Origin of the sequence: Arthrobacter sp. B1I2 (assembly GCF_030816485.1) — a bacterium.
Taxonomy (GTDB): domain Bacteria; phylum Actinomycetota; class Actinomycetes; order Actinomycetales; family Micrococcaceae; genus Arthrobacter.
In genome coordinates this window covers 163,503-177,164 of the sequence record NZ_JAUSYC010000002.1, presented here as the reverse complement: position 1 = coordinate 177,164, position 13,662 = coordinate 163,503, and the positions used below count along the sequence as shown (strand labels likewise).

The following is a 13,662-nucleotide window of genomic DNA, read 5'->3' as shown; positions in this document are numbered from 1 at the left end:
GAACCGTCCATGCCAACACTTCACCCACGCAGAGCGGCGGTAGGCAGCGCCGCCGTTGTCATCGCTGCAAGCCTGGCTCTTACCGCCTGCGGGGGAGAACCGTCTCCCACATCGGAAGTCGCCCCGACCACATTGACCTTCGGGGTTCAGGCAGCACCAAACTCGCTTGATCCTGCCCAACTTCATGACGGGCAACAGCGGTATGTCTGGGGCGCCGTCTACGACACCCTGATTTACAGCGACAATGAGGGAGTCCTCAAACCCGGCGCAGCAAAGAGCTGGGAGTACTCCGCGGACGCAAAATCGCTCACGCTCAAGCTTCGCGACGACATGGAATTCAGTGACGGCGACCCTGTCACCTCAGCAGCAGTCAAGACAAGTCTTGAACGCACCCGGACCACTGCTGGACCTCAGCAGAGCAACCTTTCGGCCGTTGCATCCATCGATACACCCGACGAACACACCGCGGTGCTCAACCTCAAACGACAGGATCCTGACCTGCTCGTTTCATTGTCTTACGGCGCTGGAGCGATTGGAGATCCCGGAACGATCAATGAGGCACGCACGGCCCTGGATCCGGTTGGTTCGGGGCCATATACCCTCGACCGCACAGCGACCGTCGACGGCACAAAATACGTTCTCAACAGGCGCGACGATTACTGGAACGCAAAAGCCTACCCGTTCAAGACGGTTACCGTGAGGGTCATTCCGGACCGGACAGCACTCTTCAATGCACTGCTGACGAACGAACTCGACGCCGGCACGGTCGACGCCGCCCAAGCCAAGCAAATCGAGGCGAACGGGTTCAGTCTCACACCGGTGGAAGATGTGTCGACGGCTGCAATTGTCATTGCCGACCGGGCTGGCCAGGTAGCTCCACCGCTCGCAGACGTTCGAGTCCGGCAGGCCATCAACTATGCATTCGATCGCAAAAAGATGCTCAACGCTCTGGTCGGCGGCAATGGCCGACCCACCGAACAAGTCTTCAACAAGCTGTCCCCGGCATACAGCGAAGAGTTGGACAACGCCTACAGCTTCGATCCCGGGAAAGCCCGCACCCTTCTGAAGGAGGCCGGCTACCCCAGCGGGTTCACCCTCGCCATGCCTGCGAATGCTATCGTCCAGCAGTTCCAAGCCAGCATCACCCAGGCACTCGCCGACATCGGCATCAAGGTTGATTGGGAACCAGTGCCGGCACAAAGTTCCAGCCAAACGACCAAATGGGGAATGTACTTCAACCTGGGCACCACCGCAGCCCCCTCACGCACAACCTCCCTATACTTCGGCAAAAATGGATCACAAAATCCCTTCCGATACGAAGATCCCAAGATGAACGACCTTCTGGCTAAGTTGGCGGGCGAAGCAGATCCCACGCGTGCAGGGGAAATTTACAAAGAGATCAACAAATACGCAACGGACAACGCATGGATCGCACCCTTGTTCTCGCTGAAGTCAACTTGGGCTATGAAGAAGGGCCTCGAGTATAGGGGAACGGGCAGTGCAGTACCCGATCTTCGAGTCTTCGGAGTGACAGGCAAGTAATCGGGTTATCGGACCGACGACATCCGCTGGCCGGCAGGAGGACTCGACGATTCCTGGCTGCCGGCCAGGGGAATTCGGCCTGGCCTACGTCGCGCTAGTGACGCTTGCTGGCACACGCTTTAACGTCAGCCTCGTGACTTATTTTGATAGGAGAAGCAATGAGTGGCGGTGGTTACAACGTTTCGGTCGAACGGACAAGTGGGCCCCACCCGGCATCTGGAACGATCGTGTTCGTCAACTCTCTGGCAACGACCAGCAGCATGTGGGATGGAGTCGTTACCCGACTCCCGAAAGATTTTGACGTGGTACGGTTCGACCAGAGGGACCGTGGAGGACCGCTGGGACATAGCCCCTTCAGCCTGGACGATCTCGTAAGTGACCTTTTCGCTGTTCTTGACGACGAAAACATTGAAGAAGCGCACATTGCCGGGGTCTCTTTGGGTGGCCTTGTTGCGCTCCGCTCCGCAGCCGTCATCCCGCACCGAACAAAATCTGCGGTGGCAATGTGCTGTGCCGCACGATTCTCGAAGGACGTATGGCTCCAGCGCGCCCAGCAGGTGCGCGCCCACGGTGTTACACCCCTGGTCCCTCAAGTAATAGATCGCTGGTTCACGCCTGATTTCCAGCAACGGCAACCCATCATCGTGGACCAGCACCGTCAGATGCTGGCGTCAACAGATCCGACAGGCTACGCCTTCGCCTGTGACCTGCTGGCCGAATCCGACGTGACAGAAGACCTACCTGCCATTGAAGTACCACTCCTGGTCGTCAGTGGCGGCGCCGACTCAGCCAACCCGGTCACCGACCAGCAACTCATCGCCCGGAACGTTCCGTCTGCCAGGCATGAGGTACTGAACAATACGGCGCACCTCGCACCGGTGGCCGAACCGGAACTGATAGCCAACTTGGTGTCTGAGCACGCCCGACTGCACAACTAAGGACGGAATGAGGATGGAACCAGGAAACCAATTACGGCTTGGCGACGCCGCCGAACAGCGTAACGGCTCGCGCATCCAGACCTGCGCTCAAGTGTCGCCGGGAGACCGGGTAGAGGCCAAGGTCGGCAGTACCTGCCATATACGTGGAGAAGTCGTTCAGGTGCAGCCCTCGATGGAACTTTTTTGGGTTGTCTCGCAGGACGGAAGCCGACGAATAGTAGAGCTTTCTGAATTCGAAGTCTATTTCATGGCGTAGCCGATTATCATTCCTTCGGTGAGGTGTTCGGCGCCGATCTGCAGGGTCCGGCGGATCCCGTAGAGCGGATCTCCCTTCCGTCCCCGGCGCCCGAGCGTGTCCTGCTGGACCCGGCGCCGGACCTCGTCGACCATGGCCGAGCCAAGCTTCACGACATGGAATGCATCCAGGATGGTGATGGCTTCGGGCAGTTCGTAGCGGATCGCGTTGGCGTAGCCACGGAACGGATCCAGCGCTGCCGTTTTGATTCGGGCGGTGAACTCGGTTCCCCGGTCTTTGAGCCAGTCGGCGTAGGCCTTCGCGGACCGGCCCGGGACGAGGTCCAGCAACGTGGCGTGCAGCACGCCGCGGGCGTCGCGGGTGTGGTCCACGATCCCGGTGACCGTCCCCGTGCCGGGCCGGCCGGTAGTGGGACCAGAGGTGCTCATGGACGCCGAGCGCATTCACGCCTGTCAGCTGACCAGCCGTTGCGATCCGCCGGGCGGCCTCTGCCTTGATGGCGTCCCAGACCGTGTGCCAGGAGATACCGAGCAGGTGGGCCAGGGCAGAGACAGACGTGTCGAAACCCTGCAGCGCATCAGTCGCCCTGGGCAAAGCGTGTCTGAAATTGAGAGGACCCGGACTGTGGAGCCGGACATGGCGGCGTCCGTGGCCCACTGCGACGACGCCGCAGTCAGGGCAACCGGCAAGGTCATCACCGGTCTCGACGTGCAGAACCAGGCCTGAAGCGGTTGTCGTGACGGCACTGACGTGGATGCCCTCCACACCGAGCAGCGCATCGGCGCGCGTGCACCACTGGCCATCGGAATAAGACATAGAGTTAGTCATGTCAGGGTCTCTTTTGGGTTTGGTTGCTTGGTCGCTACCTATTCAAAGAGGCCCTGACCTCTTTCCCGCCGCACTGAAAGCCCCCTGCCCGCCGCGGTATCTTAGGGCCGGCTGTCGGTGACGGTCGAAAAGTGAGCCATTGTGACGGTTGAAAATTGAGCCACCCGTTCCAAACGATTGGGTGGGTGATCACAGTGGAGGATTGGGCGCTTATTCGGCGGTTGCATCTGGCCGAGGGTGAATCGATGAAGTCGATAGCGGCGCGGTTGGGGATTTCCAGGAACACGGTGGCGAAGGCGGTCAGTGCTGAGGGTCCGCCAACATATGTCCGGGCGCCGCGGGACTCCGGGATCAGGGCAGTGGAACCGGCTATTCGTGCGTTGCTGCTGGAGAACCCGCGGATGCCCGCGACGGTGCTCGCGGAGCGGGTGGGCTGGTCCGGGTCACCGGCCTGATTCCGGGAGAACGTGGCCAGGATCCGGCCCGAGTATGCACCAGCTGACCCTGCTGACCGGATCTCTTACGACCCCGGAGATCAGGCGCAGTGCGATCTGTGGTTTCCGGAGGTCCGGATACCCGTCGGTGCCGGCAAAGCCAGGGTGTTGCCGGTGCTGGTGATGGTCTCCTCGCATTCACGGTTCATCATGGCCCGGATGATTCCGTCCCGGATGACCGGAGACCTGCTGGCCGGAATGTGGGAGCTGCTCGGATCCCTGGGCGCTGTTCCACGCCGGCTGATCTGGGACAACGAAACCGGCATCGGCCGGAGGAACAGCTACGCCGCCGGGGTCGCGGCGTTCGCCGGGGTCTTGGCCACCCGGATCGTTCAGGTCAAGCCCTACGATCCGGAGAGCAAGGGCGTGGTGGAGCGGGCCAACCAGTTCCTGGAGACATCCTTCCTGCCCGGCCGGGTCTTCACCTCACCGGAAGACTTCAACAACCAGCTCGGCCAGTGGCTGCCGAAGGCCAACGCCCGGCTGGTCAGGAGGACCGGTGCCAGGCCGGCGGATCTGCTCGCTGCGGACAAGGCGGCCATGCTGGCGCTGCCACCCGTTCCGCCGGTCACCGGGTTCACCGCGCGGGTCCGGCTCCCGAGGGACTACTACGTCCGGATGGGATCCAAGGACTATTCGGTGCACCCGCAAGCCATCGGCCGGTTCGTCGACGTCAGCGCCGACCTCCAATCTGTCACGATCAGCCTGGAGGGCCGGCCCGTCGGCACCCACCACCGTTCCTGGGGCGCCGGTCTGACCATCACCGACCCGGACCATGTTGAAGCGGCAAGGGCACTGCGAAAGGCCTTCCAAACCCCCTCACCGGTGGGCGAAACCACCGGGCTGCGGGACTTGGCGGACTATGACCGGGCGTTCGGTGTTGCCCTCGATGACGGGCAGGTCGCCTGATGCCCGCCGCTAAGGAAACCATTGGCCAGATCGAGTACTACTCCCGGGCGATGAAAGCGCCCCGGATCCGTGAAGCAGCGACCCGTCTCGCGGACCAGGCCCGTGAAGGCGGCTGGACCCACGAGGAATACCTCGCCGCCGTCTTGTCCCGGGAAGTCGCAGCCAGGGAAGCTTCCGGCGCCGAGATCAGGGCCAGGGCCGCCAGTTTCCCGGCCCGGAAATCGCTTGAGGACTTCAACTTCGATCACCAGCCCGGCCTCAAACGCGACATCATCGCGCACCTGGCCACCGGGGCGTTCCTCACCGAAGCGTCCAACATCGTCCTGCTCGGACCGCCCGGGACCGGAAAAACACACCTCGCCACCGGCCTCGGTTTGCGGGCCACCCAGCTCGGTCACCGGGTCCTGTTCGCCACGGCCATCGACTGGGTCGCCCGGCTCCAAGCCGCCCATCAGAACGGCCGGCTGCCCCAGGAACTGGTCAGGCTGCGCCGCTACGGACTGATCATCGTGGACGAAGTCGGCTACATCCCCTTCGAGCAGGACGCCGCGAACCTGTTCTTCCAACTGGTCTCGTCCCGCTACGAACACGCCTCGCTGATCCTGACCTCCAACCTACCGTTCGCCCGATGGGGCGACGTGTTCGGGGATCAGGTCGTCGCCTCGGCCATGATCGACCGCATCGTCCACCATCCCGAAGTCATCACCCTGAAAGGCTCCAGCTACCGCCTCAAACACACCCAGGTTGACTCGCTGCCCTCGACAAGACCGGAAAATACGGCAGAATAACCAGCGTCAAAGTGGCTCAATTTTCAGCCCGCGAAATGGCTCACTTTTCGACCATCGCTGACACCGGCCTAACCACGTTCATCTGCGAAGGGCCAGCTACGGGAACACCATGGCTGCTATGTCAGTGTCGTTGGTGGACGAGATGTGAGGCACGACGCCCAGGAGGATCACCCATTCCGTTGTCTGCGGCGGCTGCTCGCACAACCCGTGACTTTGGGCAATGCCACCTTGTTTTCAAGCCCACTCTGTTGTGCTGTGGGCAGATAAGGGGAAGGGGTGCCGCTACATGAGCGACACCCCTTCATTACTCCTGGCCTGGTTCACATTGCCGGTGGCCGTCCATCTGCCGGGAAGGAAGAATGCTGCGCCCTTAGGCCGTCGGTCGCGCATGCCAACGAAGGACGGGAATTTATCGACGACCGGATGATTTATCTCGAGGTATGCGATTTGGTATTCCTCGGACCGGGGGGAGTCGTTGAGGGCGTCTTGTCATCATGACGGGCTTGTCGAATGTGTCGATTCAGTCGCGGATATCGGCTTCGAGCTGCGCGGGTCTCCTGCATTTCGTCCCCCAACGTTTCTTGCAGGGAGGAGGGGGTGGATTCTTGGTGGTAACTTCGTCGGAAACGCCTAGGTTGAAGCCCACAGCGGCGGTTTCACCAATCACAACGTTGCCGTGCCTGTCGACATAGTCACGTACTTCCTCGGCCTATGGGTGGTGGGAGGTGCGGAAGGAGTTGGCCCCAATCCACTTCATGAGTTCAAAGTCGTGAACGAGGTAGGCACTGTCGTGGCCCTTGCGGGGAACTGGAGTGTCCTCGTGTTTTCCAAAGGCGGTGAAGTAGAGAGGCTTGCCGTTGGTGTGGAACGCAGCCTTTGCCACTTCGATGGTTCGAACGCCGACGTTCTGGACGTAGGAATCGGTGATCAGCCGAGGTACTTCCCTGTGGAGCCCCTAACGACAAGTTCCGTGTCGATGTAGTGGGTAGAGGCACTCTTCTCCGAGCCTTTGAGTGCTTTGAGCAAGAGACTAGTAGCTTCGATACCGCAGGTTTCCATCGGTGCTCGCACCGTCGTTAGCCCTGGTGTGGTGAAGTCAGCGCCGAAGATGTCGTCGAACCCTACGATGCTGATTTGGTCTGGAACTGCATAGGCGGCTGCTTGGAGCTCCTGCAGGAGGCCGATGGCAAGGAGGTCGTTGTAGGCGATCACAGCGGACGCCCCGCTGCCTACTATTGCTCGTGCAGCTGCCCGGCCGCCCTTTATCGTCGGACTGTCCGACTCCAGCTTGACTGACTCCAGGTGGGACCACTCGCACGCCTGCCGGACACCCAGCCATCGCCGTCCTGACATCCATGACGCTTCCGGGCCGGCGATAAAGGTAATCCTTCGATGTCCATGCCCGGCGAGATGGCGGACCCCTTCACCCAGCCCCTTCTCTACGTCGGGTACAACGCAGGTGATTCCCTCCACGTCGCGATTAACCACTATGACTGGCTTTTCTTCGGCTAGCTGCCTGATGTGGTCATCTCTCATACGGGGACTCGCCAGTATCAGGCCGTCCACGCTGGCCAACATGCGCTGTGCGGCTGATTGCTCTTTCCGGGAAGACTCAGCCGACTCGGCGAGGATTACCGAATAGCCATGATCTGCAGCCGTTGATTCTGCTCCCCGGATTGTTCCGAAGAAGGTTGGATTTGCGACATCGGCAACAATGAGCCCGATTGTGCTGGTTCTTCCCGTGGGAAGGGCCTTTGCGAAGGGATTCGCTTGATAGTTGAGTTCAGCAGCTGCATCTTCGATGAGCTTGCGGGTACTGACACTTACCCGGCCGGGCTTGCTGAGAGCTCTGGAAACAGTCGAGGGATTGACACCCGCCAGCTTCGCAATGTCGTAAATGGTGGCGTTGGCCCTGGACGGCCTGCCTTCGACTATGCCGCGGACGCTCTTAGCTTCCGCTTTTGGGGGTGAAAGTTCAGTCACTACTACAGCATCGGGAATATTCCCCATGAAATCAAGCGGTTGCCATACATCTCACTTTTGTTGACACGTTTTGATACTGGCCAAAGCGATCGACGGGCATACATTCGCCTTACCGCGCCGCTTCTGCCAGCTAGCACTTGACTGACTACCTGTTGGCAACCGGTTGACAAACAAGCGAGTCAGCCCGGACCATTGACGTATGCCACAGTCGATTGCCTCCCATCTGGACAGGCTCCTGCCCGCTGATCCAGGAACCCGACGCATTGCGCGCGAGCTCCTGCAGCGCGTCGAGGACCTCCCCATCATTTCCCCGCACGGGCACGTTGACGCCGCAGTCATCGAGCAGAACACCCCCTTCCCGGATCCCGCCGCGCTGCTGGTGAGCCCGGACCACTACGTCACCCGGCTGATCCACGCCAGCGGTGTCCCGCAGGAGAAGCTGCGCGGATCCAACACCTCCGAGCCCGACTCCCGCGCAGTCTGGCGTGAGTTCTGCAAGGCCTGGCCGCTGTTCGAAGGCACCGCTTCGGGCTACTGGCTCCGCACCCAGTTCACCAGTGTCTTCGGTTTGGAAGGCGAGCTGAGCGAGGCCACTGCGGATGCCAGCTATGACGCGATTTCCGCCAGACTTTTGGAGCCGGGCTTCAGGCCCCGTGAGTTGTTCAAGGATTTCAACATCGAGGTTCTGGCCACCACCGATGACCCGCTGGACACCCTGGCGAGTCACAAGGCCATTGCCCAAGATCCCACCTTCCACGGTCGTGTCCTGCCCACTTTCCGCCCCGACGCGTACCTGAACATCGCCCACCCGTCGTGGTCGGCGAACGTGGACAAACTCATCGCGGCAGCGGGCGACGGCGGCACCGGCTATGGCGCCTACATCACCGCACTGGAGAACCGGCGTCGTTATTTTGTGGAACATGGTGCAGTGTCCGCAGACCATGGCGTCCGCACCCCGGCCACGCACAAGCTCGACGTGGCGGACGCAGCCAGGCTGTTTGACCGCGCCCGCTCAGGCGACGCCACGGCGCAGGACCGCGACGATTTTGAAGCGCACATGATGTACCAGATGGCCCGCATGTCCGTGGAGGACGGCCTAGTGATGACGATCCACCCGGGCTCGTACCGCAACCACCACGAGCCCACCTTCAACGCCTTCGGCGCGGATACCGGGCACGACATCCCGTTCGCCATCAACTACACCGATGCCATCCGCCCCGTCCTGCAGGACTTCGGCACCGCCAAGGATTTCCACCTGGTTCTCTTCACGCTGGATGAGACCGTGTTTTCCCGCGAACTTGCCCCGCTGGCCGGCTTCTATCCGTCCGTGTATCTGGGTGCGCCGTGGTGGTTCCTGGACGCACCGGATGCCATGCTGCGGTTCCGCTCCGCCGTGACCGAGACCGCAGGTTTCTCCCGTTCCTCCGGCTTCATCGACGACACCCGCGCCTTCTGCTCCATCCCCGCCCGGCACGACGCCTCCCGCCGCGTTGAAGCCTCCTTCCTGGCCCGGTTGGTGGCCGAGCACCGGGTCAGCGAGGAGCGCGCCCACGAACTCATCGTGGACATCGTGGACGGCTCACCGCGGCGGGTGTTCAAGCTGTGAGGACTGAAGTGCAACCCCCGCCTATTTTGCCCGCGGACCTGCCGCAGCTGAACCGCGCGCTCCACCCGATGCCCAAAGCCCCGGTCCGGATTGTCCACCTGGGGCTGGGCGCCTTCCACCGCTCGCACCAGGCCTGGTACACACAGCAGGCTTCTGACGCCGCGGAGTGGGGGATCGCCGCGTTCAGCGGCCGTCGGCCGGATGCTGCTGACATACTCGCAGCCCAGAATGGTCTGTTCACGCTGGTGCAGCGCTCCGGTAAGGGAGACTCATTTGAGCTCGTCGGCAGCATCGCCGAGGCCGTTGACGGTGCGGACCTGCGGCGGCTGAAGGAACTCGTGGCCTCTCCGCAGACCTCGGTTGTCACCCTGACTATCACCGAGGCCGCATATACGCCGGACGAGGCCAACGGCGGCGCTTTGGAGTCAGCAACACCGCTGGGCCGCCTTGTCCTGGCACTCGCCGCCCGGCGGGAGGCAGGTGCGGGACCACTTGCTATCGTCTGCTGCGACAACCTTGCGCACAACGGAACGGTGACCCGGAAGGCTGTTCTCGCCCTTGCCGCTTGGCCTGCAGGCCAAGCTGGCGCTTTCGCCGGATTATCAGAATGGATCGACGCGAACGTGAGCTTCGTCAGCACGTCCGTGGACCGCATCACCCCAAGGACCACGACGGCGGACATTGAGTTGGTTGCCGATGCCTGCGGTTACCGCGATGCGGCGGCCGTGATTACGGAGCCGTTTCACAACTGGATCCTTAGCGGCAGCTTTCCCGCCGGCAGGCCCCGCTGGGAAGATGCCGGGGCCGTGTTCGTAGACGACATTGCGCCCTACGAGAACCGCAAGCTATGGCTGCTCAACGGGGCGCACTCCATCCTGGCGTACTCCGGATTGCTCCGGGGGCATAAAACTGTTGCCGAGGCGCTCTCCGACAGTGCTTGCCGGGCCGCCGTGGAGGAGTTTTGGGATGAGGCATCCCAACACCTGCCCATGAGGCTAGGCATCCCGGAGTACCGGGCTGCCCTGCTGGAACGGTTCGGAAACGAGAGGATCGCGCACCTCCTGACGCAGATCGCCGCGGATGGCACCACCAAGCTGCGGATGCGTTCCTTGCCCATCCTGGTCGCCGAACGGGAAGCGGGACGTTCCGGTGACGGGGCTGCGCGGATGATCACAGCCTGGCTGGCCTATGTGACTTCCGCAGTGGAATTCCAAGATCCGCGGGCAGGGGACATCAAGAACGCGCTCAACCGTAGGGGAAGAGAACGGACGGCGGCGCTTCTGGCGCTGCTTAGCCCCGAGCTCGCCAGTGACAAAGCCTTCGTTGAGCGCCTCGATTCCCAGCGGTCCACCTTAGTGGCCGCTTCTGCCCACAACTTGTGATCACCCCAGCATCCATAACTACTGGCCCTTTGCATCAAACCTTGGAGACTCCATGACTCAAACATCACCCACCGTATGGCCGCTTTCTGGATTTGGCGATGAAGTCGATCCCGACCCGGCGGTACAGTCAGCAGTCCTCTTAGCTCTCGGCGCCAGCCACATTGAGGTACGCAGCGCGTGGGGGGTCAACGTCTCCGAGTTCGAACCTGGGCAGGCCGCAAGGCTAAAGGAAATTCTGGACGGCAAAGGGCTCAAAGTCTCTGCCGTGGCGAGCCCCATCGGGAAAGTTTCGGTGACCCTTCCTGTTGAACATGAAGTGCAGCGGCTCCGTCAGATCATTTCCGTGGCCAACGTCTTGGAGACCAGGTACATTCGAGTCTTTTCCTTTTACCCGGGGGAGGGCCAAAGCCAAGACGAGGTCCGTGAGGATGTGATCCTACGAATGAGAGCGCTTGCCGCAGAAGCTGCCGGAGCTGGAGTTGTCCTCCTTCACGAGAATGAAAAGGGAATTTACGGGGACACCCCTGAGCGTGTTCTGGATCTCATGACCGAGGTCAACTCTCCAGCCCTGCGGGTCGCGTGGGATAACGCCAACTTCGTCCAGGTTGGAGTGAAGCCGTATACCGAAGGCTATGCCCTGTTGCGTCCTTACCTGGAATACCTTCAGGTAAAGGACGCCCTGTTGGCCAGCGGAGAGGTCGTACCAGCGGGACAAGGGGACGGTGAACTGAACGCAACCATAGCTGCGCTGAAGGCAGATGGCTATCGCGGCTTCGCCTCGTTGGAACCACACCTCGCCAGCGCCCATGAACTGGGAGGCTTCTCAGGGCCTCGCGCCTTCGGTGCTGCAGCCCGCGCGTTTGCGTCATTGGCCGCAGAGAATGGAATTGAGCTCTCGTGACCGTGCTGAAAGCGGCTGTTGTCGGATGCGGTGACGTTTCGGCGGTACACCTTCAGGCAATATCAGATCTCCCAGGCGCCCGGCTTGCCGCCGTCTGCGACACAGACCCTGCCAGGCTGGGGGCAGCATCGTCCGCCTATGGCGTCCCAGGATTCGCCGAGCACATCAGCTTGATTGAAACAGTGAGACCTGACGTGGTGCATATTGCCACACCACACAACACGCACGCATCCATCGCCGCAGATTGTTTGGAACGGGGCGTGAACGTCATCGTTGAAAAGCCGTTGGCGCACACTCTTGAGGAGGGCCGCCGGTTGGTGCAGGCCGCGAAGGCGAGCAGCGCAAAAATCGCCGTCTGCTTCCAAAACCGCTACAACGCCACCTCTCAGGCCATGCACCAAATGATTCACTCAGGTGAATTGGGCAAGGTGGTAGGGGCATCCGCCACTGTGCTGTGGCATCGCAATGCTGACTATTACCGCAACAGGCCATGGCGCGGCAGTTGGGCGGCCGGCGGCGGCGGGTTGATGATGAACCAGGCTATCCACACCGTAGACCTCCTGCAGTGGCTCGTGGGTGACGTGGTCTCCCTCGCGGGCAACTCATCCACTCGCGCATTGGGTGACACCATCGAGGTGGAGGACACAGCCGAGTTCTTGGCAGAACACGCCAATGGGTCTCGAAGTCTTTTTTACGCGAGCCTCGCGAACTCCATTAATGCGCCCATCACCTTGGACATCGTCACAGAAGAGGCAACCCTGAGCCTCCGCGGCGACCTGACCGTCACGCACATCGATGGTCGCAGGGAGGTTATTGCGGAAATGAAGCGAGATCCGCAAAAGGAAGTACCGACGGGCGGCCGGGCCTATTGGGGCTTGTCACACGAATTACTCATCAAAGACTTCTACACCAGAATTGGTGACCCCGAGCCGTTCTGGATTAATCCTGATGAAGCCCTTAAGTCACTGGTTATCGTCAAGGAGCTCTACCGCCAGAGTTACCCGACACGTCTTGAGACCGTGTCCTGAATTCCGAGCCGCTGCCCTCAGCCTTGAACGATCAAGCGGCGGCGATTGAGGGCGTTCTCCATTGAACGCCACCCGACAAAATCGATTAGACGGAGAAAGATAAACATGGCCAAAATTGGCGTCCAGGCAATGATGTTGATGCAGGACTTCGCGCAGGACGGGGCATTCGAAACGCTCAAGAAAGTAAGCGCGATTGGGTACAATGCGGTAGAGATTTCGCAGATTCCCATGTCCGCGAATGTCGTGGACGAGTTGGACCGCGCCCGGACTGAACTTGGCATGGAAATGGCGGCCCTGTCCGTGGCGGTAGATCTCCCCGCTGGTCGCCCAGGCGATACGCTCAAAAAGGACTTCGCAAAGATCGTCGACGACGCCAACCGTCTCGGATCCAAATTCCTGCGCATCGGTATTATGCCTTTCCCGGCCCTGAAGTCAATAAATGCTGTAGCCGACTTTGCAAAGGAAGCAAATGAATACGCGGAGCAGCTGAAAGAACACGGCATCGGTCTCTATTACCACAATCATCACATCGAATTTGCGAAGTTCGACGGAAAGTACATGCTGGACATTATTGCCGACAATTCCCCTGCGATGGGCTTGGAACTTGACGTGCACTGGGTTCAGCGCGGTGGCCACGACCCCGTGCGCACGATTAACAAGTATGCGGGCCGCGCCGCCATGATCCACCTCAAGGACTACCGCGTGGGCGAAGTGCCGGAGACCGCTTTCGCCAAGCTCGCCGCCCGGGACGCCGAGGGCTTCCGCAATGACTTTCGAAACGTTATTGAATTCGCTGAAGTGGGCGAGGGCAACCTCGACTTTCCAAGCATCATTGCCGCGTCCCAGGCCGCAGGCGCGGAGTATTTGCTCGTCGAACAGGATGAACTCTACGGCCGCACGGTATGGGAAGCGCTCCAAACGTCCTATGACAACCTCGTGGCAATGGGGCACTCAAACCTTTTCTAACCCCGGCTTTAAGCAGTCAAACAAGATATGGAGAATTATCA

Annotated in this window: 13 protein-coding genes and 1 pseudogene; 11 read left to right on the top strand and 3 right to left on the bottom strand. The window is 60.9% G+C overall.

Going from position 1 to position 13,662, the window contains the following annotated elements; all coding sequences use genetic code 11:
- The first annotated feature begins 9 nt into the window (after positions 1-9).
- The 3 genes from QFZ57_RS20765 to QFZ57_RS20755 all read left to right on the top strand — a co-directional run bounded on the left by QFZ57_RS20765 (position 10) and on the right by QFZ57_RS20755 (position 2,736).
- On the top strand, positions 10-1,542 hold the full coding sequence (locus QFZ57_RS20765; protein ID WP_306901797.1) for an ABC transporter substrate-binding protein: 1,533 nt from the start codon (positions 10-12) through the stop codon (positions 1,540-1,542).
- 158 nt (positions 1,543-1,700) lie between these two features.
- Positions 1,701-2,480 (top strand): alpha/beta fold hydrolase, encoded by a 780-nt coding sequence (locus QFZ57_RS20760; RefSeq protein WP_306901796.1) that lies wholly within the window; start codon positions 1,701-1,703, stop codon positions 2,478-2,480.
- A gap of 13 nt (positions 2,481-2,493) precedes the next feature.
- Positions 2,494-2,736 carry a hypothetical protein gene (locus QFZ57_RS20755; protein ID WP_306901795.1) on the top strand — a complete coding sequence of 81 codons (243 nt, stop codon included), beginning with the start codon at positions 2,494-2,496 and terminating at the stop codon, positions 2,734-2,736.
- On the opposite strand, the gene QFZ57_RS20750 is transcribed toward QFZ57_RS20755, so the two are convergent.
- Complete coding sequence (locus QFZ57_RS20750) at positions 2,721-3,164, bottom strand: transposase (RefSeq protein ID WP_306637160.1); 444 nt, start codon at positions 3,162-3,164, stop codon at positions 2,721-2,723. The genes QFZ57_RS20755 and QFZ57_RS20750 overlap by 16 nt on opposite strands.
- 169 nt (positions 3,165-3,333) lie before the next feature.
- Here QFZ57_RS20750 and QFZ57_RS20745 point away from each other — a divergent pair, with 169 nt between their 5' ends.
- The 3 genes and pseudogenes from QFZ57_RS20745 to istB all read left to right on the top strand — a co-directional run bounded on the left by QFZ57_RS20745 (position 3,334) and on the right by istB (position 5,755).
- Complete coding sequence (locus tag QFZ57_RS20745) at positions 3,334-3,462, top strand: hypothetical protein (RefSeq protein WP_306637164.1); 129 nt, start codon at positions 3,334-3,336, stop codon at positions 3,460-3,462.
- Positions 3,463-3,749: 287 nt separating this feature from the next.
- Positions 3,750-4,967: pseudogene (gene istA, locus QFZ57_RS20740) on the top strand (IS21 family transposase).
- The gene (istB, locus tag QFZ57_RS20735) at positions 4,967-5,755 is read left to right on the top strand and encodes an IS21-like element helper ATPase IstB (RefSeq protein WP_306901794.1); all 789 of its coding nucleotides are present in this window, start codon (positions 4,967-4,969) and stop codon (positions 5,753-5,755) included. Before istA ends, istB begins: the two are co-directional and overlap by 1 nt.
- A 709-nt stretch (positions 5,756-6,464) precedes the next feature.
- Here istB and QFZ57_RS20730 read toward each other — a convergent pair.
- Both QFZ57_RS20730 and QFZ57_RS20725 read right to left on the bottom strand, forming a co-directional pair.
- Entirely contained in the window at positions 6,465-6,638 is a 174-nt protein-coding gene (locus QFZ57_RS20730; RefSeq protein WP_306637173.1) for a glycoside hydrolase family 2 TIM barrel-domain containing protein, read from the bottom strand.
- A gap of 44 nt (positions 6,639-6,682) precedes the next feature.
- Complete coding sequence (locus QFZ57_RS20725) at positions 6,683-7,738, bottom strand: LacI family DNA-binding transcriptional regulator (RefSeq protein ID WP_306901793.1); 1,056 nt, start codon at positions 7,736-7,738, stop codon at positions 6,683-6,685.
- A gap of 199 nt (positions 7,739-7,937) precedes the next feature.
- Between QFZ57_RS20725 and uxaC the strand changes: the two genes are divergently transcribed.
- From uxaC to QFZ57_RS20700, 5 genes are all read left to right on the top strand, one after another.
- Positions 7,938-9,344, top strand: a complete 1,407-nt coding sequence (gene uxaC / locus QFZ57_RS20720; RefSeq protein ID WP_306901792.1) for a glucuronate isomerase — start codon at positions 7,938-7,940, stop codon at positions 9,342-9,344.
- A gap of 68 nt (positions 9,345-9,412) precedes the next feature.
- Complete coding sequence (locus tag QFZ57_RS20715; RefSeq protein WP_306901911.1) at positions 9,413-10,726, top strand: mannitol dehydrogenase family protein; 1,314 nt, start codon at positions 9,413-9,415, stop codon at positions 10,724-10,726.
- A 52-nt stretch (positions 10,727-10,778) separates the two neighbouring features.
- Complete coding sequence (locus QFZ57_RS20710; protein WP_306637183.1) at positions 10,779-11,627, top strand: sugar phosphate isomerase/epimerase family protein; 849 nt, start codon at positions 10,779-10,781, stop codon at positions 11,625-11,627.
- A complete protein-coding gene (locus QFZ57_RS20705) occupies positions 11,624-12,655 on the top strand; it encodes a Gfo/Idh/MocA family protein (protein ID WP_306901790.1) in 1,032 nt (343 codons plus the stop codon). The genes QFZ57_RS20710 and QFZ57_RS20705 overlap by 4 nt, the downstream gene beginning before the upstream one ends.
- Positions 12,656-12,760: 105 nt before the next feature.
- Positions 12,761-13,621: a sugar phosphate isomerase/epimerase family protein gene (locus QFZ57_RS20700; protein ID WP_306637186.1), complete on the top strand. Its 861-nt coding sequence runs from the start codon at positions 12,761-12,763 to the stop codon at positions 13,619-13,621.
- Positions 13,622-13,662: the final 41 nt, after the last annotated feature.